The sequence below is a fragment of the Nocardia colli genome, from assembly GCF_008704205.1.
GTDB classification, from domain to species: Bacteria; Actinomycetota; Actinomycetes; order Mycobacteriales; family Mycobacteriaceae; genus Nocardia; species Nocardia colli.
The window spans coordinates 1-26134 of the sequence record NZ_VXLC01000029.1 but is presented as its reverse complement, the minus strand read 5'-3'; the positions used below and the strand labels follow the sequence as shown (position 1 = coordinate 26134).

The window sequence follows — 26134 nt, the reverse complement described above, 5'->3', positions numbered from 1 at the left end:
CGGGCATCAGCCGAGGGCGGGCTCGGGGTGGTATGGGGTGGCTTGGAGGGTATAGAGGTCGGCGTAGTGGCCCTGGTCGGCAAGCAGTTGGGCGTGGGTGCCCTGTTCGATGATGCGGCCGTGGTCGAGGACGACGATGCGGTCGGCGTGGCGGATGTTGGCCAGGCGGTGCGTGATGAGGATGGTGGTGCGGGCGGTGCTGGTCAAATGGTGGATGGATGCGAAGACGGCGTGCTCGGCCTTGGCGTCCATGGCGGCGGTGGGTTCGTCGGCGACGAGGATGGGGGCGTCACGGTAGAGACCGCGGGCGACGCTGATGCGCTGCCATTGCCCGCCAGAAAGGTCCCTGCCGTTGGCGAAGCGCCGGGACAAGACAGTGCGCTCGCCGTGCGGCAGCTCGGCGATCACCGTGTCGGCGCCGGATTCTGCTGCGGCGGTGGCGAATCCGAGGCCGTGCGGATCGGCGCGTTCGATCCGTCCGATGCGGATGTTGTCGCGGGCGGTCATCGGCCAGCGGGCGGGATTCTGCATCACCATCGCGATGCGCCGGTAGATCGACTCTTCGTCGACCGTCGCCAGATCGACATCGTCCCACCGCACTTGGCCGTGCGTCGGCCGATAGAGCCCGGTGATCAGTTTGGCCAATGTGCTCTTGCCCGAGCCGTTCTCGCCGACCAAGGCGATGACCTCGCCGCGGCGAATGGTCAGGTTCAGCTCGCGCAGCGCGGGCTCGGTCTGCCCCGGGTACGTGAAAGACACTGAGTGCAAGGTGATTTCATGTGGATCGGCGGGCGCCTCCGCAGTCGAGGGCGGTCGGCTGCGCAGTGCGGTCTGTTCGAGCAGGTCGGCGTAGAACTCGAGGTAGAGGATATTCTCGTACAGACTGTTCACGCCTGCCATCGTGCTGGACAGCGCGGCGGCGGCCATGCGCATCGCGACGATCGCTGTACCGGCCGACGCCAGCGGCAGGGAGCCGAGGTAGAGCAGTAGGCCGAGTACTCCGTAGGCGACACCGGTGCCGATCCCCGCGACCATGCGACCGGCCAATCGCACACGCGCCCTAGCGAATTCGACCCTGCTGGCGTCCTGGGTGAGTTGTGCGCTGATCCGCCGATACTCCGCGAGCAGCGCGGGCCCCGCCGTGCAGGCACGCAGTTCGGCGGCGGTCTCGCGATCGGAGAGCAAATCGCTGGCGATGGCAGTGCGAAGATTGCGCGTCACCATGCGGACGTAGGACTGGTAGGCCAGCTTTGCCGACCGCGCCGATGCCCACAGGTCGGGGACAACCACCAACAACACCAGCGGCGCGAGCACCGGGTGCAGCACGGCTGCGGTGCAGACCGCGGCGCCGCCGTGGATGACCGCACCCGACACGCTCGTGATGGCGTCGAGGCAGCGGGCGATGCTGCCCATGCCGCGCTGTAATCCTTGGCGGACCAGCTCGGCGTAGTCGCTGTCGTCGAAGGCGATCAGGTCGACGCGCGCGATCGCGGAGTGCGCGCGATCGCGCGCCAGCTGCTCGACTCGTGGCTTCAGCAAGGCTCCCGTTGTGGCGGTGCCACTTTCGAGCAGCGCACGCGTCGCGAGCGCGGCCACCACCAGACCTACCGCAGGTAGTGCCGACACCACTCGCTGCGGTGTCGGCCCCTGCGCCAGCAGCACCGACAGCACATCGGCGGTGGCCAGCAGACCGAACGCGGTCGCGCACCCACCCGCTACGGCGAGCATCGCGGTGAGCACGCTCAACCGCCGGGAGGCCTGCCAGGCCAGGCCGAGCACCACCCGCGCGCCCGCGGGCAGCGCGAGCAGTGTCCGCCACAGACCGGCCTCGGCCACCTGTTGATCGACCGTCATCCAGGCCGGCGTGCTCATCTCGTCCACCCCGACGAGCGGTGCGTCGCCGAATTCCGCTGTTGCCATCGGGTTTCCGGCGACTCAGTGGCAGTTCGGCCCGTGGCTGGGACAAGCGCTGCCACAGGTGGCCTCGTGCGAGTCCGGGTCGGCTTCGGTCGGCGGGTCGAGCGCAACCACTGACCAGTTGCTGCGTCCGACGCCGAACCGCACGTCGAGGTCGAACTCATCTTCGGTAATCATCGCGAATCTCCTTGCCGCTCAGCAGCAGTTGGATCGATTGGTGTGTTTGGTCGGGCAGCCGTCACCGCAGGTGTAGGCGTGCGAACCGCAGTCACCCTCGCTGGTCGGCGGAAAACCGTTGAGCAGCTGGTCGACGCGAAGGGGTTTACCGAGCCGGACATCCAGATCGAAGTCGTCGAGTACGACGGCCATGTGTTGCCTCCTTGGGTGCAGGGGTAGATCACTCCAGGCTCGCGCCGCGGCATTCCCAACCGGCAGAGGCAGCGCCCGGGAAGATCCGGGAAAGTTCCCCGGCCGCCTGCGGTCGTTGCCCCTGTCGCCGAGGGGTGGCAGTGCGGCACGGTGGAAAGCCTCAGCACTCTCTGGCGAGAAAGGAGTGAAATGTCTACACCCATCGATGAATTCGACCTCGACATTCGTCTCGGCGAGCTGTCACGGTCGCCGGAAAGCCAACTGTTCCTGACTGGCAAACAGAAGTCGGACGGCCCAGAGGCCTGCCCGACCGATGACTGTAGTAGTTGGCCGATGTGCCCTACCGGCGACAGATGCTGAGCACAACCATGGCTCGGTGTGGTGTCGATCCACACCCGGATTCAAGGAGTAATCATGTCCGCACCAGTTGACGATTTCGATCTCGACGTTCGAATCAGCGTGGCCACCAGGACACTCGATCCGATCATGTCGGGCCGAACATCGGACGCGGATTGGTGTGACGAATCGCATTGCGGCACCTGCGGTTCGGCCTGCCATATCACCCGCGACTGCTGAATACGCCGAGAGGACACCTGAGCACGTGAACACGGACCGCGCGTCGACGATCGTCGATCACTCCCATGCTGCTGCTCCAGCAGGGCCCGAAACACGATGGCGCAGTTCGCTGCCCGCCCATCGGGCCGCGGCGGCGGTCGCTGTCGCCGTCGAGGTCGGACAACGGCTGTGCGATACCGAATCGACGCCGGTGCCGCCGGACCACGCGGGCCGTGCCGTGTTGTTCGGACAGCTGGACCGGCTGCTGCCGGACCAGGGCTGGGCCGCGCACGCACATCGCAGCCTGACCATCGCGGCACGGTCCGTCGAACAGCACGAGCCGAGCAGGCTCAGTCTGTTCGGCGGCCTGGGTGAGGTGGCGTTCTCGGCCGACGCGTTGTCCGAGTGCGGCACCAGATACCAGCGCTTGCTCAGCGGCCTCGACGGTGCGATAACCACCGGGGCGGCCGCGCTCGGTGCTGCGGTCCGGCAGACACCGGCCGGGCTGCCGTTCTCCGCGTTCGACGTGATCTCCGGTGCGGCGGGAGTCGGCGCATATTTGTTGCGCCGCAAGGACGAGACCGCGTTGCGCGCGATACTGACCGGGTTGGTCGCCCTCTGTGGTGTGAGCGATGATGGCCTGCCCAACTGGCATACGCCGTTTGCCGCCATCCATCCCGACACGCCGATGGCGCGTGCCTTCCCCACCGGCGTCTTCAATTCCGGTCTCGCGCACGGCATCACCGGGCCGATGGCGGTGCTGGCGCTTGCCGAACTCGACGGCATCTCGGTGCCGGGGCAACCAGCGGCGATCGAGCGAGTGGCCCGCTGGTTGATCGCCCATCGCGCCGATGACGACTGGGGACCGAGTTGGGCCTCGGGCATCCCGATGCCGGATCCGACGGGATCCGCGCCACCTGCGTATGGACCGACCCACAATGCCTGGTGTTACGGCAGCGCGGGCATCGCACGCGCGCTATGGCTGGCCGGAACAGCGTTGGCGGACAAGGAGTTCAGCGAGTTCGCCGGACACACACTGACCGCGGTGTACCGCAGGCCGGCGAGTGCCCGGCGCATCGACACCTCGCCCGGCCTCTGCCACGGGATAGCGGGTCTCTTACAGATCACAGTGCGATTCGCCAGTGACACCGGCGATCCCGGGTACTCGGCGGCGGCCGGCGGGTTGACCGACGAGCTGATCGAGATGTTCGAACCGGGAGCTCGGTTCGGCTACCGCGCAATCGGCGAAAACGACACGACCACAGACGATCCCAGCCTGCTCGACGGCGCGGCCGGTATCGCGCTCGCCTTGCTCGCCGCTGCCACCGACATCTCGCCGTCATGGGATCGAATGTTGTTGCTGGCCTGAGGAGTTGATATGCCCGGAGCGAACCTCTATCGCCCACTCGACTGGTTGATGGTCCGCGCGCCGCTGCTGCCCATCGAGCGGTATTCGGCGCTCGATGCCGTGTCTTCGGAGTCCGCCGATGCGGAGTTGCTGCCCGCCGACCCGAAGGTACGGCGCGCGCTCGCGGTGGGCAGCGGTGACCTGGTTCGCGCGCTGGAGCGACCGAACGCCGAGGCCCGCGCCCGATTGTCGATCAAGTTGCAGCGGTACCTGATCCGAATGTCGAGCAGGCCGACGCCGTTCGGCATGTTCGCCGGTGTCGGCCTGGCGCGGTGGGGTACACGCACCGATCTCTCGATCGCCGGCGCACCGCCGACGGTGCGCACCAGGCCGGACATGGGATGGCTGCTCGATTTCGTCGCGGTCATGGAGAAGCGCGCCGAGATCCGTGCGGGGTTGCGCTGGTTCGCGAATCCAGCCGCGTTCGTGCAAGCCGATCGGGTGTTCCTGAGCGAGCGCACGCCGATCGGCGAGGGCGCCGCACCGGCGCAGCAGGCGGTGTCGCTGCGGGCAACGACACCGGTGCGGCGCGCCCTCGAGCTCGCCAAGGCTCCGGTGCCCTTTCGCGATCTGGTCGGTCGACTCGCCGCCGACCTCGGTACCGATGCCACGCGCGTCACACACCTGCTCGACCAGCTGTGGGAACAGACGTTGCTGCTGACCGAGCTGCGGCCGCCGCTCACCGCCGCCGAACCGGCTCGCTATGTGGCTGAACGTCTCTCGGCTATCCCGGCGGGCGCGGATGACGGCGCGGCACTCGGCGATCTGCTCGACGAGATAGACGCGTGGGATCGACTCGACCACGAGCAGGCCGCGGCCGCGCACCCGAAGCTCGTGGTTCGGGCGCAGTCGGTGCACTCGGCCAAGACCGAGAAGGGGCCGTTCCAGACGGATATGGCGCTGCCGCTGGCGGGCACCCGGCTCAGCCGCGCTATAGCGGACGAAGCTGTTCGCGCGGCCGAACTGCTGCTGCGGCTGACGTCATGGCCCACCGGCCACGCACATTTGGACAGCTATCGCACGGCCTTTGTCGAGCGCTACGGGCTGGAGCGCGAGGTGGGCCTGCTGGAGTTGATCGACCCGGAGATCGGGCTCGGTGACCCGGACAGATCTAAAACCGGTGCGCCGGGCAGTGACCGGCGTCGGTTGCGGGATCGCACGCTCACCGAGCTGGCATTGGCGGCGATCAGGGATCGCACGCAGGTGGTCGAGCTGGATGCGGCAACCATTGCCAAGCTGGAGTTGCAGCCCGTTGAGCCCCTGAAAGCGCCTACTTCCCTTGATATTTCGCTGTTCGTGCTGGCCACGTCGGCCGCCGCGCTCGACGCGGGAGACTTCCAGGTAGTACTCGGACCCAATATGGGCGCGTCGGTCGCGGGCCGGGTGCTCGGGCGGTTCGCCGACGTGATCGGGCCGAGTGCCGGTGCGGCGCTGCGGGAATCGGCGGCCGCCGAGGCGGCGTGCCGACCGGGGCGGCTCTGGGCCGAGGTCAGCTACCTGCCCCGGCCCAACCGGCTGGCGAATGTCGCGATCCGGCCGCTGAGCCGGGACTGGGAGCTGGCGTTCGACACGACACCGGGAGCATCGGCCGAGCGCGTCATCCCGGTGTCCGAACTCGTTGTCGGCGTGCAGGAGTCACGGTTCGTGGTGCGTTGGTCACGCACCGGCGAAGAAGTGATGCCGTGTGCGGGGCACATGCTCAACTCGCAGATGGCGCCGAGCGCACTGCGCTTCCTCGACGAGATCAAGGGCTACGGCAGGCCGATGCCGACCACGTTCGACTGGGGTCCGGCCGCCGGTTTCCCGTTCGTGCCGCGGGTTCAGGTCGGCCGGATCGTCTTGTCGCCTGCCAGGTGGCGGCTGAACACCGACGATCTGGCCGCGACCTCGGCGGCGGCGTTCGCGGCGGCGTTCGCCGCCTGGCGGGAGCGGTGGCAGCCGCCGCGCCACGTGTACCTGGCCGCTTCCGACAACCGTCTGCTGCTCGACTTGGACGCACCCGACCAAGTCGCGCAAATCCGCACCGCGGCAGCCGGATTGCGGAACGGCCAGCTCGTCCTGCACGAGGCGTTGCCAGCGCCGGCGCACGCTTGGCTGCCCGGCACCGACGGGCGTTACCTCAGCGAAGTCGTTGTGCCGTTGGTGCTCGACGCCGTCGAGGCCGCTCCCGCCGGGGTGGTTCGGGCACCGGCCAGAACACAGGCACGCGACCGTCTGCGCCCGCCGGGTAGCGATTGGCTGTTCGCCAAGCTCTACCACGTGCCGACGTTCGAGGAAGATCTGCTGGTGAACCAGATCCGGACGTTCTGTGCGGAAACCCTGGCCGACGGATCGGCCGACAGCTGGTTCTTCCTGCGCTACACCGACCCCGATCCGCACCTTCGCATTCGCTGGCACGGTACTCAGGACCGGCTGGTCGACACGGTGGCACCTGCCGTGCTGCGATGGGGAAATACTTTGGTAGCCAATGGTTTCTGCCACCGGTTCGGCCTGGACACCTACGATCAGGAGGTTGAACGCTACGGCGGCGTCGCGGGAACCGAGATCGCCGAGGAGCTCTTCGCGGCCGACAGCGTTGCGACGCTGGCGATGCTCGAACTCATCGATCAACGGGTGGTGACGATGGAGCGGGCACACCTCGGCATGTATACGGTGCACGATCTGATCGTCGCGCTCGGCCTGGACGAGCCGGCGCGACTCGATCTCTATCGAGCCGGTGTCGTCGATCGAAAGGCCACCGCGGACGAATACCGTAAGCAGAAGGGCACATTCAGGTCGTTACTCGGCGACCCGGACTGGCCTGCGGCACAGCCGGGCGGCGCGACGATCGCCGCAGTGCTGGCCGAGCGGCGAATTCGGTTGCGGGCCATCAGGTCTCGACTCGAGGCGGCCGCCGCGAGCGGCGTGCTCAGCCGGTCGATTCCGGAGCTCACGCGTAGCTTTGTCCATATGCACTGCAATCGGCTGCTCGGCTGCGGGCATCCACCGGAGCAGCAGGTGCTCGGCCTGCTCTTGCGTACGACGGAAAGCCTGCGGCACGCGCCGCTGCGCTAGTGCCCGTCCAGGAACTAGACGCCGAGTCCGGCCTCCCTTGCACGCAGGATCGCGGTGGTCCGGTCGTACACACCGATCATCGCGTTGGGCGCCCGGCCGCCACCAGCTCGAGCACTTCGCGCTCACGCCCGGTGAGACCCGGAAACGCTTGCGCGGCGTCCGGTACCTCCGATCGCCCCCCCACATGTTTTGGACGACAACAGGTATGGCACGCACCTCGGGGTATGCCGGGTGGAGCTGTAACCGGCTGGGGCTGTTCGATTTTCAGATCGACGGGCGCGACCACAGGCGCGCGATGTCGTCTGGTGGTTCGGTGATCATCGAATCAACGATCGGTGGCGCGGTGATCGCGCGGGAATTGGTCACCTTGTTCGGCGCGTAGGCAGGCCAGCGCGGGGCCCCGGATGCGGCGAAGTCGGTCCACGCGCCGATGAGCAGGTCGCGTACGGCGAGGTGTTCCGGGCGGGCCGCGTCGACGAGAGCGAGCTTGTCGAACAGATAGAGCAGGTCGGCGCCATGGAACGCGCCCAGGTCGGGGCCGCACGGTTCGGCCAGCAGCAGCTGATGGTAGGCCCGCCCGCCGGCGGCGTTCTGGGCCCGAGCGAGGTCGGTGGCCGGTATCCGGTACACCGCATCGGTGAGAAACATGCTGCGCAGATCGGACAGATCATCGGAGTGCGGGGCGCGAGAACGGTAGGCGCGCAACAGTTCGTCCGGCTCGGTGACTCCGGCGCGCTGCATCTCCGCGAGCAAGGCGGTCCGGTCCGCCGGGCGGAAGGCGTCTCCGGCGAGCCGCTGGAACAGTCGTATCTCGTCGTGTGTCGCGCCGATCAGCAACGGGATGTGCGCGACCGCACCGTCGGCGACGGTCCGCAGCGGGTCACGCGGTAGCACGACACCGTCGAGCACGACGCCCCACACGTGCCCGCCGGGCAGGTTGCGGCTGCCGATATCGGTACTCGCGATGATCGTCTGCGCGTCCAGGACGTCCTGGGTGGGGACCTTCAGCAGGTCCTCGGGGTCGTCGAGTCGTAGTGCGGCGAGCAGGTTTTCGGTCATCGTGTTCGCGGTATCCCGGCTGAGGATCCGGGAGGTGCCACCGCTGTGCAGGATCGCCTTGGCGAACAGCCCGGACGCGGCCGGGACGCCCAGCAGGGTGCCGATGGAAAACGCACCGGCGGACTGACCGGCGACGGTGACGTTGGCCGGGTCACCGCCGAAAGCCCGGATATTGGCGGCGACCCAGCCGAGCGCGGCCACCTGATCCTGGATGGCGAAATTGGTGGCGCCGGACCACTGCGTGCCCAGATCGGCCAGGTGCAGGAACCCGAACGCGCCGAGCCGGTAGTTCGCGGCCACCACGACCGCGCCGGTCTGCCGGGCCAGCGCGTCGCCGTCGCTGTACGGAGGTGCGGCCGAGCCCGCCTCGAAACCACCCCCGTAGATCCACACGATGACCGGACGCAGAGCGGTGTCTCCGCTGCCGGCCGGAACCCACACGTTGAGATACAGGCAATCCTCGGAGGTCTCGGTGATCTGCGCGGTCGGGAAGGTCGGGAAGGTCGACTTCGGGCTCGCCCCCGGCACATTCGGCGAGGCGCCCTGCGCCGGTGCGGCGCGGAAACGATCTGCGCGCCGCACGCCCGGCCACGGCTCGGGCGGCTGCGGGGCACGCCATCGCAGCTCACCCACGGGCGCGGCCGCGAACGGAATGCCCGCGAGCAGGCGACCCCCACTGGGCAGGTGGCAACCGGCAATCGTTCCCGTCGCGGTATCGACCAGGAGTGCAGCATCGGACACAGAAGACTCCGTTCGTCGGTACAGCAGGTCCGTCGATCCCCCACAGACTTCCAGACCAGATGCCCACACCGCGCCGGACACGCACTCGGCGCCGACCGTCCGCGCGCACCCGCGGTATTCGCGCATCCAGCCAGGACTTACCGGGCCACCGGAGGGGCACCACCACGAGGGTGGTGAGCACGAGAAATCCGATGAAGATCGTCCCGGCCAATTTGTCTTCTTGGTCGAGTGTTTCGAGGGGATGCGTATTACTATCGGAGCCGTGGGGAGAAGGCTTGCGCTGATTATCGGTTCCGAATGCGATGCGCTCCCCCACCTCGGTTTTCCTTCCGCACTGGTCGCGGAAGTCGCTGCCGCCCTTGCTGATTCCGGCCAATGGCGGTCGGCCGTACCCAGCGGTATGACAATTGTGAATCCGACCGTCCGGAATCTCCAAAGCACGTTGCGCGCGGCATTCGAGTCAGCGGGGCGGCAACAAGCAACGTTGCTGTTGTGGTTTATCGGTCACGGCCTCAGTGTCAATGGCGACTATTATTTCCTGGCCCGTGATTCGCTCGAATCGGATGCAGCCGGCAAGCCGATTCTGGACTCGCAGTATGCCGTTCACCTCGCCCAGACCCTCAAGGAACGGATCAGCGGTTCGCCGGGGCTGGACGGTCTCGTGGTCGTGGTCGACAGTTGCGAGGCCGCGGCGGCAGCGGACGCCGGTGCGCGCAGTTGGCCGGTTCTCATCCGCCAGACGTCCGGCCGGGTGGACCTGCTCGTCGCCAGCGACGACGGCAACGCCTACGACGGATGCTTCACCCGCACCATGCTCACGACGTTCCGCAGCGGAATACCCACCAGCGGCGAGAATTTGCTGTCCGCGGATCTGCTGGCACCGGTCGCGCGAGCCTGTGCACGCCAGCAGCCGCAGCACTTCTCGTTTGCCGCGGGGTCGCCCACCTCGGTCGCCGATCACGGATTGTGGCTGGTGCCCAACGTGACTCGGGCCCGCGACGCGGTGCGCGATCGTCCCGACGCAAGCACCGTCGACGAACTCGTTCGCGGGCTGCATGTCACCAAGGCGCTGCGCAGCCAGGTGAACGCCGTGACCGAGCACGGCTACGAGCGTCTGCGGATGCTCCTCGGACCGGGCGGCAGCGGCAAATCCACCGCGGTCGCCCTGCTGGTGCGCCCCGACCTGCTCGGCCTCGAAACCGCAATCAGCGCAGCGCATATCGGCGCCGCCATTTTCCTCACCGGCACCAGCACGCTGCGGTCGGTCACCGACGAACTCGCGGTCCAGCTAGAACGCCGAGTCGCGTTGCTCAGCGCAGCAGGCGAGATCGAACCCGCCGCGACTGCGGTAGCCGTGCCCGGCGAATACCGCAAGGTGGCAGCGAGATTGGCCCGGGCGCTGGTGACGCTTGGTGAAACCGGCCGCACCACAACGCTTCTCATCGACGGACTCGATCTGCCGACCGAACACGGCCATCGCGACGAACTGTGGACCGCGATCGAAACTTTGACCAGCCATGCCGACTTCGCGCATGTCCGTGTAATCGGTACCGCCCGAAGCGATGACGATGCCGCCGCCCCGCCACCGGCCCTGCGTATGTGGCGCTTCGAGCTTCCGCTGCCGGGTGTGGGCGACGTCGGCAACTACCTGTTGCGGCACGCGCAAGACGAACACGGTGAGCCGTGGCCGAGGTCCCGAGTCACCCGCGCACTCACCGCCGTCGACCCGGGCGTACCGGCGGATGTGCCGTGGCCGGACCGCCCGTGGCGCGCGGTGGGCGGCTGGCTGCACGCCCGATTGATCGCGCAGGTCGATCGGTACCTCGTGGACGGCGATTTCACCGCGGGTCTACCCATCGATTCTCTGGTCCGGCATCGAGTGGGGCACCTGCAGTGGTCGCTGACCGGCATGCGGGCGGAGACGGTCGGGTTGCTGATCACCGTCGTGGTCGCCGCGGAGGCCGGACCGGTCCTGCCGATCGATGTCGTCCTGCGCGCAGTGCACGATCTCGGCGCGCGCACCATCGATGAAGCGCAGGTACGTGATTCGGCCGTCGGCCTCGGCGTGCTGATCGCCCGGCGCCGCCCCGGTTCGACCGGCGAGCATCTCGGCGTCGCCCATGCGGCATTGAAAGACCCACTGCGCAAAGCGAATCCGCGCAAAGACAGCTCGAGCGTCCGCGCGCACCGGGCGATCATTGCCGCGCTCAGGCAGAGCGGTACCGCCGAAGCCGCCGCGTATCGGGAAGTCGCGGCCATCCGGCACTACCTCGGGGCGGGCGACCCGGTCGGCGCGTTCGGCGCGCTGTATGCGTTGCCCTGGGCGTCCCTGGCGGAGCGGATCGAGTTGTGGGAGGCGTGGCTGCCCAACTTCACCGCTCGCCTCGGCCCCGATCACCCGGAGACCCGGCGGGTGCGCGATACCATCGAAAAATGGCGGACGCCGACCGATCAGCCCACGGGCGGCAGTCGGCGCCGCATTCCGCGCACCCTGATCGGCGCGGTGATCGTCGCCGTCGTGCTGGGGTTGTGGGGCACCTGTTCGCAGCTGACACCCCCGCCCACCGAGATCGCCGCCACCGGCACCGTCGTCTTCACCACCCCACCCCCGGAGTCCGAGGTGGAGGAGACCGAACAGCTTCCGCCGAACCCGGGGCCCGAGCCGACCCGCACCGGACAGCCGCGGTCGAAGCCTCCGACCGCGGCACCGCCCACCACCGCGCACACCGTCGAACCATCAACCAGCACAACACAATTGGTCACGATCCCGTTTGTCACCGCGGTCACGACGCAAAAGCCGGCCTGCACCCCCTACAACACCTCGGTCAACTATGCCGCCACTCAGGTCGGGAAGGCAGTCAAGAAGTACATCCCCTTCGCCTATATGGAATGCGACAACCTCGCCGTGGTGCAGCTCGACGACGGAATGAACGGCGCGGCATTCTCCATCCTCGACGGCGAATGCCCACCGCCCCAAGGGAAGACCGAATGCTATCTACGGGTGATATTCCACCCACCCGGTGTCGGCCAGTTCGAGGCCACACTGAAGATCAACCAGAAGAACGGGAACCCGCGTCTGAAGATCACGCTGCATGGCACCGGGAAGGCGTGAGGAGACCACACGTCTGCGCGAAGGCCGGATCAAACCGGCCGTCGGTGCCGTCCGCCCCTTTGCCGAAGCGCCCGACGCCTTCGGTCCCCGCAGGCACGGCCCGGCCAAAACGATCATCCGCGTCAGCGACGAATGAACACGCCGCTAGTCGACAAAACCTCGGGCAGTCAGGACGGTCCTGAGCACATGCTCGACCGCGGACTCGAACAACGCTCCCCGTAGCTCATTTCGGGTGGCCAGGTTGCGGGTGGCGAGGTCGAGCATCTGATCAGGGGTCAGGCGGCGCACTACCAGGGCAGCAACGTCTTCCAGGTCGAGGTCGCTGTTCGCGTTATCCAGTCTGGTCAGGGCGAACGCGACGACGATTTCCTCGTCGGTCATTCTTCACCTCCGCAGTTTGCTCGCCTTGGCACGCCGTGATAGTCAGGCCCCAATACTACGGCGTTGGCAGATCGATTCACCTTCCGATGGATGGCGGGACCGGTCGGGGCTCGTTGCCGCAGAAGCACCCATACTTCGTGCTGAGCGAAGCGGCCATAGCGTGGTAGCTGGCGGGCCAGATCGGTTGCGGCACAGAACATCCGGTGGTATCGATCAGCGGATCTCGACCACCACTTTGCCGAGGGCGCGTCCCGCACCGACGTAGGCCAGCGCGTTCGCGGTCTCGTCTAGGGGGAAACTGCGGTCGATGTGGATTCCGATCTGTCCTGCGACACACGACTCCGAGAGGGGTGTGAAGTGCTCGGGCCCTTCCTTCACCGCGAGGACTCCGAGAGAACGCCCGGTCACCAGTCCGGCGAGCACGCCGACCGTCGTCATCCGCAGCAACGCGCTTGTGGTGCCGCCGACGCAGCGGTACCGGCCGCCACGCGCGACCGACCTGCGGTAGGCGGAGACCGAGCGGTGGGCGACGAGGTCGAGCACCCGGTCGTACGGTCCGGTTCGGGTGAAATCCCCAGCGCGATAGTCGATGACGTCGTCAGCGCCGAGCGTGCGCATGAACGCCAACTTGTCGGCGTTGTCCACCCCAGTCACATGCGCCCCGGCACTCTTGGCCAACTGGATCGCAAACGCTCCGGATCCGCCACCCGCTCCGTTGATCAACACCGACATTCCGGCAGCGATATCGGCCGTACCCTGTAGGGCGATCGCCCCGGCTTGGGGCAGGGTCGACGCCTCGGCGAAGCTCAGCGAGGCCGGTTTGTGAGCCAGCGCCGATTCAGGAGCCACGGCATATTCAGCGAATCCGCCCTTGAGCATCAGATTGTCGCCGTAGACCTCGTCACCCGGCGCGAACAGGGTGACCTCGGAGCCGACGGCTTCGACCCGTCCGGCGATATCGGATCCCAGAACCGGGCGCCTAGGTGCCCGGAGCCCGCCGAAGCGCGAATACAGCGGCGTCCCCCGCAGTGTCTCCCAGTCGGAGAGGTTGATCGACGTCGCATGCACTCGGACCAGCACCTGTTTCGGCGCCGGCGAGGGCGTTGGGACATCCGCGATCGACAGCACCTCGGGGCCACCGTAGCGGTCGTACACAACGGCCCTCATGCGATACCGGCGCGGAGGATCGAGCGACAGCCTGACACATGACAAACTCTAGTCGGCGGGTCACCCCGCGACCTGTGCGTCGACTACGAACGTGCCCGACGCCTAGAACGTGAGGGCAAATAGCAAGCGCGGTCGGACTCCCGATCGCGGCCGGCGTTCACGAGGCGCCGAACAGCCGGCCGACGTCGATTACCTCCCCCGCTTCGGGACCGCTGATCTCGAAGTATTCGGCGGGCGAAACATGGTGGATTGAAGCGATGACGGCGGCGGGCACGGATTCGATCTTTGTGTTCAGCGCCCGCACATTGCCGTTGTACAAGCGCCGGGCCGCGGCGATCCGGTCTTCGATATCGGCCAGGTCGCTTTGCAACGCCCGGTAGTTTCGCACGGTGCCCATGGTCGGGTACTGCTCGGCGAGAGCCCGCAAATTGCCCAACGCTGTGGTGAGAGCGTTTTCCGCAGTGGCAACTTCCGAGACGTCGGCGACTCGATGTTCCGGGAAGGACATCGAAACGTGGGCACGATTGCGCGCCTCGACCACTGCTGCCAAACTTCCGCGTTCGAAGGCTGCCGATTGCTCAACTGTGGCAACCAGATTCGGCACCAGGTCGTGGCGGCGTTGCAGTTCGACTCCGACCTGCCGCCAGGATTCGGCCACCAGGTTCCGCAACCGCACAAAATCGTTGTACACCGCGAAGTACCAGAGGACCGCGATCAGCGCTGCGGCCAAGGCCACGAGGATGCCGACGGTGCTGCTCATGCCACATTCCTTTCCGGTGCACTGTTATCGGACCACACGAACCGTGGGATGCCTTCGGCGACAACCCGCATCACGTCGAAGACCGAGCCGATCTCCCAGGGGCGATTGCCGAGCGTGGTTACGCCGACCAATCGATTCCCGGTGATCTCGAATTTGGTCAGCAACACGGCTGGTTCGCGTTTGCCGAGGTCGATCAGCCGGTCGATGGTGCGCGGGGTGAAGACCGCATGCGCGAAAGCCGGATTCGAGCAGTACACCGCGAATTTGTCGTTGAAGTCGGCGGATTCGAACTCGACCCGGGTGCCGGCGGTGGTGTCGAAGTTCGGGCCCATCGTCAGCCGGGGCAGCGCCGCGGGGAGTTCCAGAACGAAAACATTCCGGTAGTGGGTGCTCATATTGATTCTGTTGTTGTTGAGCCAGGTGAGATGGAAGAAGCTCGCCGGATAGGCGCCGACCCTGCCTTGCATCGCGTCCCGAACCCGCATGCGCCGCGCCCGGCGGATGGTGAACGGCGGGAAGTTCCACGCAGGCACCGCCCAATCCGCGGCACGTTGATAACTGAACCCGTGTTGCTCGGCCCACTGCGCGGTCCATCGTTTCCGGAACGACTTGACGATCAGCCCCGAGGGCAAGAAGGCCAGAAACGGCGTGGCGGGCAACAGTACCCACGAAACCGGTCTCCCGTGATCGCGCCACCAGATGCCCTGCACAATCACCAGAACCACGAACGTAATGAACGTCAACGTGTTGAGCAGGCGAGGCCGCGCCCAGATCGGACCCCTCGCACTCTGATCATCGGCCATGCCACCCACTGCTTCTCCTCGTGTCACACCGCCGGCGCGGATGCCTCAATGATCTTCATGAGGCTTGCGATGTTCTTACGAAGAGCTGACAGTCGAGGTTCGAGCCGCGACCCTCGCGTCGTGCTTGGTCCGCGCCACCGTGCTGATCGCGACCAGCGCGACGATCCCCACCACGCCGGCGAAGGTGCTTATCGACGGGGTGAGCCGCTGGTCGGGCAGTTGCAGGAAGAACGCGAACAGCGGTGAGAGCGTGAGCAGGATCGACGCGGTGATCGGCTCGGTGTGCTTGATGCCGACCTGCAGCAGATACAGCGGCACCGCGACGCCGACCACCGCGATCAGCAGCGACGGGAGGAACGCCGTCCGCACGCCCGGATGTTCGTTGAGCGCGACCAGCGTCCAGGTCACGGCCAGCATCAGGAAGAACCGCACCGCCAGCACCGACTGCGGCTTCAGGTCCGCCTCGCTCAGCCGCTTGGAGTAGATCACGTTCGTCACCGAGCCCAGCCCGGTGAGCAGTGTGAGCGCGATGCCGATCGCGGTGTCCGCGGTGGACCGTTCGCCGACCGCGCTGCGTCCGGTGAACGAGCCCCAGACCAGCATCGCGATCATCACGCCGATGAGCAGCGAGATGACGACCTCGGTGCGCAGCACCTTCGTCCCCGGCCGCAGCACGGGACTGACCAGCACGGTCAGCAGCGGGCCGAGCGCGAGGCCCACCACGTTCACGATCGCCGGTTCGAGGAACTTCAGCGCGTACAGCATCGACAGCCAGGTCACGGCGGTCGTCACGTTGATCATGATCACGTCGTAGCGGTTGTCCCGCAGCGGACGCAGCGCCGCCGCCGGGCCGCGGCGGATCAGGTCACCGCCGAGGAAGAACACGGCGGCGAGCGTGAACGAGATCGCCGCGACCGTCGCCGGGTCGTGCGCCTGAAGTTGGTTGCCCGCAAAGACATCGAGTGCCGCAGTGAGGAACGCGAAGCCGGTCAGGGGAACGAGCCCCTGAGCCAGCCGCGTCCGGGGAGTCGTCCCCGTGTCCATCGCAGCCGCGGCAGACCTGCGCGATCGGAGCACGAGGAGTCCTTTCGAAGCACAGCGAATTGCAAACCGCAACTTGAGCTTATCGATCGGACCCCACTGCTGGGAGCACCATTTTTGGGGGCGGACACCTCCTGCGGGGCCGGACCTATCCCGCGCTGCTCACCGACGATGCGGGCATCAACCGCAGCAATGCGCTCACGCTGTTCCCCGGGTTCGAATCCGTGCCGGGGAGGCGGTCGGCGAGGTAACCGTCCGGCCGGATGAGCAGCATCTCTCCGGGGGCGGGCGTGTAGAGCTGCTCGAATTCGCCGTCCCCGTCGAAGATTCCGTCGCCGGGAGTTCTGGTGATCCGGTACACGTGCAGGTGGTCGGATCCGAGGGGCTCGAGGAGATCCTTTGCGCTGCCGTCGATGTCGAAAGCGAGCAGGGTCCATTGCGGACCGCGGGTCAGGTCGAACAGGCCGAGCGTGCCGCCGGGGCCGCGCAACCCGGCGGCGTTCGGGGCGCGGTCACCGGCAACCGGATGCGCGGCACCGTGGGCGGCGGCGCGATCGCCATAGTGGATGCCGAGCCCGGTGGTCAGTGCGCTGTCGGCGAGCTTGGACATCGCGTCGGCCGCCTCCGCTATATCGCCGTTCGCGCCACCGACGACGCTGTTCAACCGCTGCGTGCTCAGCGCCAATACGGTCCGGGCGACCGGAATGCGTTCGGCGGCATAGCTGTCCAGCAGGTCCGGGGCCGCGCCCGCGATCACCGCACCGAGCTTCCAGCCGAGGTTGTAGGCATCCTGGATGCCGGTGTTCATGCCCTGTCCGCCGGCGGGCGAATGCACGTGCGCGGCGTCGCCGGCCAGCAGCACCCGGCCGCGGCGGTAATCGTCGACCATGCGGATGTTCACCCGGTAGATCGAGAGCCAGGTCGCGCTCGTGAGGGTGAGGCCGGCATTGCGGTCGTCGAGCAGGCGCTGGTACAGCTCGAGCGACGGCTCGGCCGGGTCCGCGTCGTCGGGGATCCGGTTCTGCAGCTGCCAGATATCGGCAGTGGGCAGGGGCGTCAGGATCAGCATGCCGGAGGCCGAGGTGAAGACGTGTATGCGGTCGCGTGCCAGTCCGGCGACGGTGACATCGCCGAGATACCAGCGCTCGGTGTCGCGAGTCTCGCCGATCAGTGGGAGATCGATCAGGTGGCGGACGGCACTCTTGCCGCCGTCCGCGCCCACGGCATAGCGCGCCTCGACGGTGCGCTCGCCCGCCGCGGTTCGCACGGTCACCGCGACGTGGTCCGAATCCTGTTTCAGGGCAATCGCTTCCGCGCCGTATTCGATCGCGCCGCCCAACTGGTACAGCCGTTCGCGCAGCGCGTGCTCGACATCGAATTGCCCGATCCAGAGCATGTTGGGGTAAGGGGTGTGGAAGTAGGCCGCAGCCGGGACGGTGGCCGGCGGGTGATCGACCGCGACGCCGGACGGATCGTGGAAACGCACCGGCAGCTCCGCGATGCCCTGCCGCACGATGTAGTCCACGGCGCCGAGATCGTCGAGCACCTCGAGCGAACGTGACTGGATCCCTTTGGCTTTGGAGGCGCGGCTGGGTGCGTCCACGCGTTCGACGACGTGACAGGCCACGCCGCGACGGGCCAGATCGCAGGCCAGGGTGAGACCCACCGGGCCGGCGCCGATGACGAGGACTTCGGTCTGAATCGGGTTCATGACTTCCTCCACGAACAGTCTTTAGATGCGCTACTGCATCTTATGAATCCGAGCGTACGGCGATCTGATAAGATGCACAAGTGCATCCTAATGAGGCTCAATCGGTTCAACGCCGCCGCGGCGCGGCACTCGAGGAAGCGCTGCTCGACGCTGCCTGGGCCGTACTGCTCGAGCACGGCTACGCCGGGTTCACCCTCGAAGCCGTCGCCGCCCGCGCCGGCACCAGCCGCCCGGTCCTGGCCCGGCGCTGGGCGGGCCGGCACGAGCTACTGCACGCCACCATGACGCACGCCAGCCGGATACGACCGGTCACGACACCGCGCACCGGAACCCTCCGCGGTGACCTCATCTCCCTGCTGCGCACCCTCAACGACTCCCGCCGCGATCTCGCCACCGTCATGGGCGTGCAGCTCGGCGGCTACTACCAGGAAACCGGCACAACCCTCGCCGACCTGCGCGAGATCTCACTGAGCGGGCAGCCGTCGACCGTACTCGACGAGATCCTGGCGGCAGCCGCCGAACGCGGCGAGCTCGACCCAGCCAGAGTCACCCCGCGACTGCGCGCGCTCCCCGTCGACCTCCTGCGTCACCACCTCTTCATGACGATGCAGCCGATGAGCGACGCGGATATCGAGGACATCGTCGACAGCATTTTCCTGCCGCTGGTCCGGCCCCCCGAACGAGATCAGCAGGACTGAATCCGACCTGAATCTTTTGGCCTGATCTGGATGGCCAGAAAGGTTGACGCTACAGATGACAAAGTCACCCGAAACTCCCAGCAATGCCGATGTGTTGCGTTTACCCGAGATCGATTCTGCGGTGAGGATTTTGGTTCCTGCCAGACTGGTCGGATGAGCTTTGATGGCCGATCACTGGCGCTGATGTCGCTGCGGGGCCTGGCGGTGGGGGACGCGTTCGGGTCGTGTTTCGACGATCCGATCAATCACGGCGCGCTTCGGGAGCGGAGAGTGCTGCCCGGTCCGTGGTTGTGGACCGACGACACTCAGATGGCGTGTTCGATCTTCGCGGTCCTGAATGAACACGGCCGAATCGGTCAGGACGCGCTGACCCAATCGTTCGCCGCGCACTACGACATCTATCGCCGATACGGCCCCGGAACGAGCCGGATTTTGCGCCTGATCCGCCAAAAGGGCCTTCACTGGCGCGAACTCGCCCAACAAGCCCGTGAGGGTCGGGGGTCCTGGGGAAATGGTGCCGCGATGCGCGTAGCGCCGCTGGGCGCGTGGTTTGCCGACGACATCGATCGGGTTGTCATCGAGGCCACGGCTTCAGCGGAGGTCACTCATGCTCACCCGGATGCCGTGGCGGGGGCAGTCGCTGTTGCGATTGCTGCCGCCCTATCCGCGGCGAAACCGCAGCTCCATGGAGCCGAATTCCTCGATATGGTCGCTGCTCAGATGTCGGACGGGCCGGTCCGAGACAAGCTCAGACATGCGAAGTCCATCCACGATTCCGGCACTGCCGCTGCGGAATTGGGCGTCGGCCACGCCACCTCCGCGCTCGATACCGTGCCCTTCAGCCTCTGGGTGGTCGCCCACCACGGGCATGATTTCGCCTCCGCGTGCTGGACAGCCGTTGCGGCCGGCGGTGATATCGATACGACCTGTGCGATCATCGGCGGGGTCCTCGGTGCCCGCGCGACTCCCGACGGCATACCGCGTAACTGGCTCGACCGTTGCGAAGCGCTACCAGAATGGGCGATCACGCTCACACGATGATCCAGGGAGCGAGCCCTGCTCTTCCGCAGATAGGCGAACGCACTACGTTGCCGTATACCCGCGCGGTCTGAAGCGGTCCGCGCGGGCCTGTGGAAGGTCAACGGGCAGAGATCATCTCAGTGTCGGCAACGCACGATACTGCGGCGCCTGATAACCGCCGACTCGCTGGAAACCGAGAGACAACCCATCTGCCCGGTTCAGACCTGCAAGGTCGCTACCGGACTCGGGATGGAGTTCGAACCGCATCGACATGGCAAACTCCTCAATCGCCTCACTATGGGCAAACCTGACGTCCGCCGTAGCGACGAGTCTTCTTCCGCGCGAGCTGGTTTCGGAATTAGCAGCGCGGCCGAGCCAGCCGGCGATGTGTCTCGTCTTCCGAAAGGGTGTCAGTCGATGGCTCGATACTCGATCGATGGGCGGGTCAATTCGGAGTGCGAGATCCAGTAGAGGTCGTGCAAGTGCCGCATCGCCCAGTGCCAAGCCTCATCGCGAAAGACCAGTAGGCGAGACTCTTCACCAGGATCCTCGTAGTAGTAGAACGTCGAAGCCCCGGCTTCCGCCTCCTTCGATTTTCGCCCGCCATACCGCTCCATCACCCATGCGTAGCGCCGATGCTCCCGTTCCAGCAGCTCGACATACTCGTCTTCACCCCACTCGCCTTCGTCCGCCACAGGTGCTCCCCACACCCCTCCCTCTTCGAACGCACTGCAATGCCGCGGCCCGATGAGTACTGATCCAGAACCGGAGACCGATGCTCAGCAGTCCGAGCAGCGGACACCGCCACGGGTGGGTGCTGTACCAGACTCTGTGGTGTTCATCCAACCCCCTCCCGTCGAGTAGATCGAGCCAGCCCGTCCACTCTTGTCCCTCCGCAGGCATTGATCAGCCGCCCGAATTGGTTGACCGGCAAGGATTTCCGACGCACCCGCACGCCGATGCGCGAACGCCGCAGGCAGGTCTTCGCCCGTCCCGCGGGCAGTCGCGCCCACAGCACCGACCGCTACTGGACGGACGATCACGAGGAACCCATGCAGGCATCGACCGAGAAGCGAGCTGCATCAATTCCTCCTGATCACTTGTCCAGCAGTGCATCTCGTATTCGCATGCCATACATACCGCAGAGCGCGCCTTCCGGGCGCACGGTGGCCTGCCCTCAACGCGCCTGCAACGTCCGGATCTGCCGATGAGCGAGTACGCGGAGGGCTGCTAGAGCAGTCGGCGCAGGCCGGGGCGGATAGTCAGGGTGGGTCGAGCGGAACAGGGTTGGCGCCTGCCGCTCCGCCGATGGTGGTGAGCGCCGCGCCCGCAGGCACGAGTCGGCGATGATCAGATGTCGTATGGGAGGTCAACCACCATCTCGGAGTTGGTACGAGGTGCGGCTGACATCGAATCCAATACCACTACCGTCGTATCGCGTGCAAGACACCCCGGGTGCCTCGGCCGGGCCGAAGACCGCGCAACGAAGACGCCCGAACTGCTCCGAATGCCCCGGCTCCCAGCGGACTGCATTGGGGGAGCCGATATTTCCCGCACACGTCCACCTCGCGGTTGCGGGCCCCAATCCCGCGAGCGTCAGCGCGGGCCGGTACCCCGAGCATGTCGACGGCTGTCTGCCGGGCAGCGTATAGGTGGGCTCGACGGGAAAGCACTGCACCGCGGTGGCTGCCATGCGGCATACAACATCTGCCGTCCCGCTTCCACTGTCGTAGTTACCGATGTAAATCCAAAGGTCTTCCGCGTGTGCGGTGCCCGCGGCTCCGGTAAGGGTTGCGACGACAGCGGCGGCCGACACAACGAAGCGGCCGATGATCGAATTGCTCCTGTGCTGCCGCATCGCTCAGGCACCGTCGCGGAGCTGATACGCGGTGCGAGAGACCTCGAAACCGTTGCCACTGCTGTCGTATCGCAGGCAGACTACGCCGGGAGCTGCGGCGGTGCCGGAGGCAGAGCAACGGAACAGGCCGACCTGTTCCGAGTGTCCCAGCTCCCATTTCACAGCGTTGGCCGAGCCAACCCTCGCCTGGCACGTCCAGCCGGAGACTGCGGGGCCCGATCGTGCGAGCGTCAGAGTCGGGAACGCGACGCACGTCCTGGGCTTCTCGCCCGGTATCGTGTAGGTGGGTTCGTTGGGAAAGCACTGCGCTGCAACGCTTGTCAGTTGGCACATAATGTCTGCAGGCGAGCCCCCTCCTGGATAGTCCCCGACGTAGAACCAGAGGTCATCCGCGTGGGCGGTGCCCGCAGCTCCGGCGAGGGTTGCGACAGTAGCGGCCGACACCAACAGGCGGCCGATAATCGAATTCTTCATGCGAGCGACGGTATGAATCGTCCATCTCATATCCATTTCACGCTCGTCTCAGAGACGTTTTGCGGATCTCATGCAGCTCGCACTTCAAACTCGGGGAAGAAGCGCCCTTCTTGTAGTTGGTGCCGGTGGCGTCGGCGAAGAGGACGGAGCGCTTCCGCGCACGCCCGGGACTGCGCCCATGATCCGGAGGGTGGTGTCGCCGGGACCTGGTGGCGTCGACGGACCGCCGATAGAGACAGGGCCGAGGGTAGGTCTCTTCATAACGTGGGCAGGCGCGGCACTATCGCGGCAGCGAAGGTAGCGGCAGCGAAGGCGGAAAGGCCCACCCGCACGAACGGCCGAGCCGAGGGTTTGCTGAGTCAGTGTTAACGCTGGCAGGGGTGGACGGACGGGACGTACTTCTCTGGCGTTCGACCGCTCCGTCTCGACAGTCCAGAGCCACCTCGGACCGCTCTCTAAGCCTCCGGAGATGCCGATTTTCGGATACTCGGCGCCGGGATGGTGGGCCCGGCTGGAGCGATGCCGAATACTCGCTCGGCCGTACGGTGGCCGATCGCCGTCCGCTGCCCTTCGCTCAGCGGTGCGTCCCGCAGGAAGGCCAGGGCGGCTGCCGGGTCTTCGTAGGGCGCATCTATCGCGAACATGATGTTGTCCGCGCCGACCGTGCGCAGGGCCAGTTCGAGCACGTCCGGATCGTCGATGCCGCTGGTGGTGACCACGAAGTTGCGGCGGAAGTACTCGCTCGGTGCGATCGACAGGGGCCGCATCGGCGTAGCGGCTCCGGCTGTCCGTGTCGCGAACGCGTGCCGGTTGTCGATCCGGCGCAGCCAGTACGGGATGCCTTCGCCGAGGTGGCCGAGCACGATGGTCAGCCCTGGGTAGCGGTCCAGGGTGCCGCTGAGGATGAGCCGCATGGCGTGCAGGCCGGCCTCGGCCTGGTATCCCCAGATCGCTCCGGGCAGGCCGTAGTCGCGGTAGGCGGCGAGCATGCTCGGTGCCCGCGGGTGCAGGTAGATCGGCGCTCGGTTCGCCTCGGCCGCTTCCAGCAGCGGTGCGAACTGCGGCTCGTCCAGGTAACGGCCGCCGGTGTGCGAGTTGATCATGACGCCGTGCAGTCCGAGCGGACCCACGGCCCGCTCGACCTCGGCGGCCGCGGCGACCGGATCCTGCGGCGCCACCGTGGCCAGCCCGCCGAAGCGGTCCGGATGCCGGCGCACGATCGCGGCCAGCGCGTCGTTGAACTCTCGAGCGAGGGGCACCGCGGCGGCCGCTGGATAGGGTTGGACCCCGGGCGGATTCAGGCTGAGCACCGCCATGTCCTGACCGAGCTCGTCCATCTCCCGCAGCCGCGTATCGAGATCGACGAGCCGAGCGCGGACCTCGGGTGAGCCCTCTACCGTACGCATCAGAGTCATCTCGGCCTCGTCGCCCGGCACGACGTCCAGGCCGTGCGCGACGGTCAGGAACTCCTCGGTGGCCGTATGCTCCTCGACGGCAACGACTCTCCCGCGGCCCGACGTGCTCATGGCCGCCGCCCGCCGTCGACCGACAGCGTGACTCCGGTGATGTAGGAGGCGGCATCGGAGCAGAGCCACACCGCGGCTGCCGCGGCCTCTTCCGGGGTGCCCAACCGGCCGAGCGGTGTCGTGGCGGCCTGTCGTGTGCGGGTCGGGCCGGGACACACCGCGTTGACCCGAATGTCGTTGTGCGCGTAGTCGACCGCGGCGGCCTTGGTGAGTCCGACGATGCCGTGCTTGGCAGCCACGTACGCGGGGGCGTTCGGGATCGAGTACAGGCCGCCGTTGGAGGCGATGTCGACGACACCGGCGAGTGCTTCTCCGCCGTCTTTCGCTATCAGCTCGGTGGTCTCGGCTGCCGCGCGCTCGTCGATATCGAGCACGGCGACCGCGGCGCCGTTGCGGGCGAACGCCACTGCCGCCGCGCGGCCGATCCCGCTGCCCGCGCCGGTGACCAGTCCCACCTGGCGCGAAACGCCGCTCATATCAGTGCCTCGTGGTTGGCCCAGGCGACCCGGTACGGGTGCCGTGACTGCCAGCGGTGGATGACCTCGTGTATACCGGGCACGGTGAACACCTTCGCCAGTGTGTCCGTGTCCGCGACGCCGATCTGCACGATCGCGGTCGCGATCAGCGCCGGAATCGCTTCCTCACCCGGGACGGCGATGTGGCGGCGGGCCGCGAACGACTGCACCGAACCACTGCCGAGCAGAACCTGTTCGATATCTGCGAGGTACTGATCCAGCGTGCTATCGGGCAGCGGCTGATCGAAGGAAACGATCATCGTATGGTTGATCATGCAGCAATTCTTCTTGCATTCGGTCATTGGTGTCCAAGATCTGTTCGGCATCCGGCGATAACCTGTAGGCATGATCGAACTGGAGACTCGCGAGCTGGAGTACTTCCTCGCGGTGGCCGACGAGCTGCATTTCGGCCGGGCCGCCGTCCGGCTCTCGATCGCCCAGCCCGCGCTGTCGAAGGCGATCCGGCGGATCGAGACCCGGCTCGGCGTTCCGCTTTTCGTCCGATCCAGCCGACACGTCGAGCTCACCGCGGCAGGCGAGGCGTTGCAAGAACACGGACGGCATGCGCTCAACGCGGTCGGCGCCGCCGTCCGCAACGCCCGGCGCGCCGGCGACACTCAGGCACACCTGCGACTCGTGCTCAAGCCCGGCGGTGACGCCGGCCTGCTGTCGCCGATCCTGGCCGAGTACGCCCACCAGCCCGACGCCCGCCGGGTAGACATCATGTTCAGCGGTCCCGCGGATCGCACGGACTTCCTGCTCACCGGCCGGGCCGACGTCGGCCTGCTCTACGCGCCGTTCGACGACCTGCACGGCTTGGCCCACGAGACGCTGTATATCGAGGACCGGGTGCTCATCGTCCCGTCCGGACATCGGCTGGCCGGACGCGCCGCGGTGCGAATGTCCGATCTGGCAGGTGAAACGCTGCCACGCTGGAAAGGCGTCCCCGGAGGCGACGGCACCGGTCCCGAGGTCGTCGACGTGGTCCAGTTACTCCACATGATCGCGGTGAGCAGGGTGATCGGCGTATTGCCGCGCTCACTGGTAGAGCCGGTCCCGGCCGGCCTGGTGTGCGTCGCGGTAGCCGACGCGCCACCCAGCCGCCTGGTCCTCGCCTGGAACGCGCAGGACCACCGACCACTGGTCGCGGCGTTCGTGGCCGCCGCGCTCGAGACACGCCGGGTGCCCACTCCGACCGGCCCTCGACCGAACCACCACCACCCGGATCCGCACGCGCCATAATGCCGATGTCCGTGCAGTGCTCCCGTGTCATCAGCGGTAGTGGGCGGCGATTTCGGAACGGTGGCCAGACCTGCTGGGAAGACTTGTCACCAGATGCATCCCGGACTCGGAATTTCCCGTCGGACTCGGACCGCGTCTGGGCGACGGCGAGAGAAGCCTCGCCGTCGTCTCTCCCGGCCTAGCTATGCCTGCGGGCTTATGTCGGAAGCTTCGATGCGAGGATGTCGACGTTCTCGATCGCAGGCGAAACGGTGAACAGTTCCTCGGCGTGCTGCCCCAGCGCGGTGCCTACACCGCCGGCCAGATGGGCTTGCCGGCCCGCGTCGTCGGGGAACACATCGAAGATGCCGAATGTGGACGCATCGAACCGGACGGCAAACCAAGCCCGAGTGTCAGGCTCCTGCTCGACGATCGCTTGCGCGTCTGTCAAGAACTTCGCTACTTCCGATTCCTTGCCAGGTTTTGCCTGTACCCGGACCAGCAGACCGACTCGTACCATGATTCCTCCTTCGGTTGGACACGCTTCGAACGGACGCTCTACCCGGGCCTGGGCGAGACAAACACCAGACCCTGCGCCTGAGTGCGACCGAGCGCGTAGAAATGCGTAGCCCGGCTGGCTCCAAGCCTCAACGCAACGAAACCCGAATCGGGCGATTTATGCCGTATCCGGAGCGACCCGGACCGAACGCGCCAAAGTGCCCTTGGTCTCAATAGGTCGGCGCA

At 66.8% G+C, this 26134-nt stretch carries 23 protein-coding genes; 8 read left to right on the top strand and 15 right to left on the bottom strand.

Annotated elements, in window-relative coordinates:
• Positions 1-6: 6 nt before the first annotated feature.
• Genes F3087_RS38885 through F3087_RS46255 form a run of 3 tightly spaced genes read right to left on the bottom strand, consistent with a single transcriptional unit; the run spans position 7 to position 2286 of the window.
• Positions 7-1920 carry an ABC transporter ATP-binding protein gene (locus F3087_RS38885; RefSeq protein ID WP_150407169.1) on the bottom strand — a complete coding sequence of 638 codons (1914 nt, stop codon included), beginning with the start codon at positions 1918-1920 and terminating at the stop codon, positions 7-9.
• 15 nt (positions 1921-1935) lie between these two features.
• Positions 1936-2094: a hypothetical protein gene (locus F3087_RS46260; protein ID WP_191094356.1), complete on the bottom strand. Its 159-nt coding sequence runs from the start codon at positions 2092-2094 to the stop codon at positions 1936-1938.
• An 18-nt stretch (positions 2095-2112) separates the two neighbouring features.
• The gene (locus tag F3087_RS46255) at positions 2113-2286 is read right to left on the bottom strand and encodes a hypothetical protein (RefSeq protein ID WP_191094355.1); all 174 of its coding nucleotides are present in this window, start codon (positions 2284-2286) and stop codon (positions 2113-2115) included.
• A 414-nt stretch (positions 2287-2700) separates the two neighbouring features.
• On the opposite strand from F3087_RS46255, the gene F3087_RS46250 reads away from it, so the two are divergent.
• From F3087_RS46250 to F3087_RS38875, 3 genes are read left to right on the top strand one after another with little or no spacing between them, the layout of a single operon-like run.
• On the top strand, positions 2701-2862 hold the full coding sequence (locus F3087_RS46250; RefSeq protein ID WP_191094354.1) for a hypothetical protein: 162 nt from the start codon (positions 2701-2703) through the stop codon (positions 2860-2862).
• A gap of 25 nt (positions 2863-2887) precedes the next feature.
• On the top strand, positions 2888-4210 hold the full coding sequence (locus F3087_RS38880) for a lanthionine synthetase C family protein (RefSeq protein WP_191094353.1): 1323 nt from the start codon (positions 2888-2890) through the stop codon (positions 4208-4210).
• 9 nt (positions 4211-4219) lie between these two features.
• A complete protein-coding gene (locus F3087_RS38875; RefSeq protein WP_150407167.1) occupies positions 4220-7303 on the top strand; it encodes a lantibiotic dehydratase in 3084 nt (1027 codons plus the stop codon).
• 264 nt (positions 7304-7567) lie between these two features.
• On the opposite strand, the gene F3087_RS38870 is transcribed toward F3087_RS38875, so the two are convergent.
• On the bottom strand, positions 7568-9103 hold the full coding sequence (locus F3087_RS38870; protein WP_223885685.1) for a carboxylesterase/lipase family protein: 1536 nt from the start codon (positions 9101-9103) through the stop codon (positions 7568-7570).
• On the opposite strand from F3087_RS38870, the gene F3087_RS38865 reads away from it, so the two are divergent.
• Together F3087_RS38865 and F3087_RS46245 are read left to right on the top strand one after the other, a co-directional pair.
• Positions 9015-12215, top strand: a complete 3201-nt coding sequence (locus F3087_RS38865; protein WP_396897611.1) for a caspase family protein — start codon at positions 9015-9017, stop codon at positions 12213-12215. The genes F3087_RS38870 and F3087_RS38865 overlap by 89 nt on opposite strands.
• The gene (locus tag F3087_RS46245; RefSeq protein WP_191094351.1) at positions 12196-12351 is read left to right on the top strand and encodes a hypothetical protein; all 156 of its coding nucleotides are present in this window, start codon (positions 12196-12198) and stop codon (positions 12349-12351) included. Before F3087_RS38865 ends, F3087_RS46245 begins: the two co-directional genes overlap by 20 nt.
• Positions 12352-12359: 8 nt before the next feature.
• On the opposite strand, the gene F3087_RS38860 is transcribed toward F3087_RS46245, so the two are convergent.
• The 6 genes from F3087_RS38860 to F3087_RS38835 form a co-directional block, all read right to left on the bottom strand.
• Positions 12360-12596: a hypothetical protein gene (locus tag F3087_RS38860; RefSeq protein ID WP_150407164.1), complete on the bottom strand. Its 237-nt coding sequence runs from the start codon at positions 12594-12596 to the stop codon at positions 12360-12362.
• Positions 12597-12809: 213 nt separating this feature from the next.
• A complete protein-coding gene (locus tag F3087_RS38855; protein ID WP_150407163.1) occupies positions 12810-13763 on the bottom strand; it encodes an NAD(P)-dependent alcohol dehydrogenase in 954 nt (317 codons plus the stop codon).
• A 157-nt stretch (positions 13764-13920) separates the two neighbouring features.
• Entirely contained in the window at positions 13921-14523 is a 603-nt protein-coding gene (locus F3087_RS38850) for a LemA family protein (RefSeq protein ID WP_150407162.1), read from the bottom strand.
• Positions 14520-15248 (bottom strand): DUF3137 domain-containing protein, encoded by a 729-nt coding sequence (locus F3087_RS38845; protein WP_223885684.1) that lies wholly within the window; start codon positions 15246-15248, stop codon positions 14520-14522. The genes F3087_RS38850 and F3087_RS38845 overlap by 4 nt, the downstream gene beginning before the upstream one ends.
• A gap of 153 nt (positions 15249-15401) precedes the next feature.
• Positions 15402-16370, bottom strand: a complete 969-nt coding sequence (locus tag F3087_RS38840) for a DMT family transporter (protein WP_150407160.1) — start codon at positions 16368-16370, stop codon at positions 15402-15404.
• Between the two features lie 145 nt (positions 16371-16515).
• Positions 16516-18078 carry an FAD-dependent monooxygenase gene (locus F3087_RS38835; protein WP_150407159.1) on the bottom strand — a complete coding sequence of 521 codons (1563 nt, stop codon included), beginning with the start codon at positions 18076-18078 and terminating at the stop codon, positions 16516-16518.
• Between the two features lie 80 nt (positions 18079-18158).
• Here F3087_RS38835 and F3087_RS38830 point away from each other — a divergent pair, with 80 nt between their 5' ends.
• Positions 18159-18776: a TetR/AcrR family transcriptional regulator gene (locus tag F3087_RS38830; RefSeq protein ID WP_150407158.1), complete on the top strand. Its 618-nt coding sequence runs from the start codon at positions 18159-18161 to the stop codon at positions 18774-18776.
• 153 nt (positions 18777-18929) lie between these two features.
• The gene (locus F3087_RS38825; RefSeq protein WP_150407157.1) at positions 18930-19817 is read left to right on the top strand and encodes an ADP-ribosylglycohydrolase family protein; all 888 of its coding nucleotides are present in this window, start codon (positions 18930-18932) and stop codon (positions 19815-19817) included.
• A 389-nt stretch (positions 19818-20206) separates the two neighbouring features.
• On the opposite strand, the gene F3087_RS38820 is transcribed toward F3087_RS38825, so the two are convergent.
• The 4 genes from F3087_RS38820 to F3087_RS38805 form a co-directional block, all read right to left on the bottom strand.
• Positions 20207-20491, bottom strand: coding sequence for a hypothetical protein (locus F3087_RS38820; RefSeq protein ID WP_150407156.1), 285 nt, complete (start codon positions 20489-20491; stop codon positions 20207-20209).
• A 2092-nt stretch (positions 20492-22583) separates the two neighbouring features.
• A complete protein-coding gene (locus F3087_RS38815; protein ID WP_150407155.1) occupies positions 22584-23654 on the bottom strand; it encodes an amidohydrolase family protein in 1071 nt (356 codons plus the stop codon).
• Entirely contained in the window at positions 23651-24130 is a 480-nt protein-coding gene (locus tag F3087_RS38810) for an SDR family NAD(P)-dependent oxidoreductase (RefSeq protein ID WP_150407154.1), read from the bottom strand. Before F3087_RS38810 ends, F3087_RS38815 begins: the two co-directional genes overlap by 4 nt.
• The gene (locus F3087_RS38805; protein WP_150407153.1) at positions 24127-24444 is read right to left on the bottom strand and encodes a hypothetical protein; all 318 of its coding nucleotides are present in this window, start codon (positions 24442-24444) and stop codon (positions 24127-24129) included. Before F3087_RS38805 ends, F3087_RS38810 begins: the two co-directional genes overlap by 4 nt.
• A gap of 70 nt (positions 24445-24514) precedes the next feature.
• Between F3087_RS38805 and F3087_RS38800 the strand changes: the two genes are divergently transcribed.
• The gene (locus F3087_RS38800; protein WP_150407152.1) at positions 24515-25411 is read left to right on the top strand and encodes a LysR family transcriptional regulator; all 897 of its coding nucleotides are present in this window, start codon (positions 24515-24517) and stop codon (positions 25409-25411) included.
• Positions 25412-25607: 196 nt separating this feature from the next.
• Here F3087_RS38800 and F3087_RS38795 read toward each other — a convergent pair whose 3' ends face one another.
• Positions 25608-25910, bottom strand: coding sequence for a putative quinol monooxygenase (locus tag F3087_RS38795; RefSeq protein ID WP_150407151.1), 303 nt, complete (start codon positions 25908-25910; stop codon positions 25608-25610).
• Positions 25911-26134: the final 224 nt, after the last annotated feature.

Excerpts from the sequence above, each read along its gene's own strand:
- F3087_RS38885 (WP_150407169.1), bottom strand. The coding sequence starts at position 1,920 with ATGGCAACAGCGGAATTCGGCGACGCACCGCTCGTCGGGGTGGACGAG.
- F3087_RS46260 (WP_191094356.1), bottom strand. The coding sequence starts at position 2,094 with ATGATTACCGAAGATGAGTTCGACCTCGACGTGCGGTTCGGCGTCGGA.
- F3087_RS46255 (WP_191094355.1), bottom strand. The coding sequence starts at position 2,286 with ATGGCCGTCGTACTCGACGACTTCGATCTGGATGTCCGGCTCGGTAAA.
- F3087_RS46250 (WP_191094354.1), top strand. The coding sequence starts at position 2,701 with ATGTCCGCACCAGTTGACGATTTCGATCTCGACGTTCGAATCAGCGTG.
- F3087_RS38875 (WP_150407167.1), top strand. The coding sequence starts at position 4,220 with ATGCCCGGAGCGAACCTCTATCGCCCACTCGACTGGTTGATGGTCCGC.
- F3087_RS38865 (WP_396897611.1), top strand. The coding sequence starts at position 9,015 with ATGCCCGCGAGCAGGCGACCCCCACTGGGCAGGTGGCAACCGGCAATC.
- F3087_RS46245 (WP_191094351.1), top strand. The coding sequence starts at position 12,196 with ATGGCACCGGGAAGGCGTGAGGAGACCACACGTCTGCGCGAAGGCCGG.
- F3087_RS38860 (WP_150407164.1), bottom strand. The coding sequence starts at position 12,596 with ATGACCGACGAGGAAATCGTCGTCGCGTTCGCCCTGACCAGACTGGAT.
- F3087_RS38855 (WP_150407163.1), bottom strand. The coding sequence starts at position 13,763 with ATGAGGGCCGTTGTGTACGACCGCTACGGTGGCCCCGAGGTGCTGTCG.
- F3087_RS38850 (WP_150407162.1), bottom strand. The coding sequence starts at position 14,523 with ATGAGCAGCACCGTCGGCATCCTCGTGGCCTTGGCCGCAGCGCTGATC.
- F3087_RS38840 (WP_150407160.1), bottom strand. The coding sequence starts at position 16,370 with ATGGACACGGGGACGACTCCCCGGACGCGGCTGGCTCAGGGGCTCGTT.
- F3087_RS38835 (WP_150407159.1), bottom strand. The coding sequence starts at position 18,078 with ATGAACCCGATTCAGACCGAAGTCCTCGTCATCGGCGCCGGCCCGGTG.
- F3087_RS38825 (WP_150407157.1), top strand. The coding sequence starts at position 18,930 with ATGAGCTTTGATGGCCGATCACTGGCGCTGATGTCGCTGCGGGGCCTG.
- F3087_RS38815 (WP_150407155.1), bottom strand. The coding sequence starts at position 23,654 with ATGAGCACGTCGGGCCGCGGGAGAGTCGTTGCCGTCGAGGAGCATACG.
- F3087_RS38810 (WP_150407154.1), bottom strand. The coding sequence starts at position 24,130 with ATGAGCGGCGTTTCGCGCCAGGTGGGACTGGTCACCGGCGCGGGCAGC.
- F3087_RS38805 (WP_150407153.1), bottom strand. The coding sequence starts at position 24,444 with ATGATCAACCATACGATGATCGTTTCCTTCGATCAGCCGCTGCCCGAT.
- F3087_RS38800 (WP_150407152.1), top strand. The coding sequence starts at position 24,515 with ATGATCGAACTGGAGACTCGCGAGCTGGAGTACTTCCTCGCGGTGGCC.
- F3087_RS38795 (WP_150407151.1), bottom strand. The coding sequence starts at position 25,910 with ATGGTACGAGTCGGTCTGCTGGTCCGGGTACAGGCAAAACCTGGCAAG.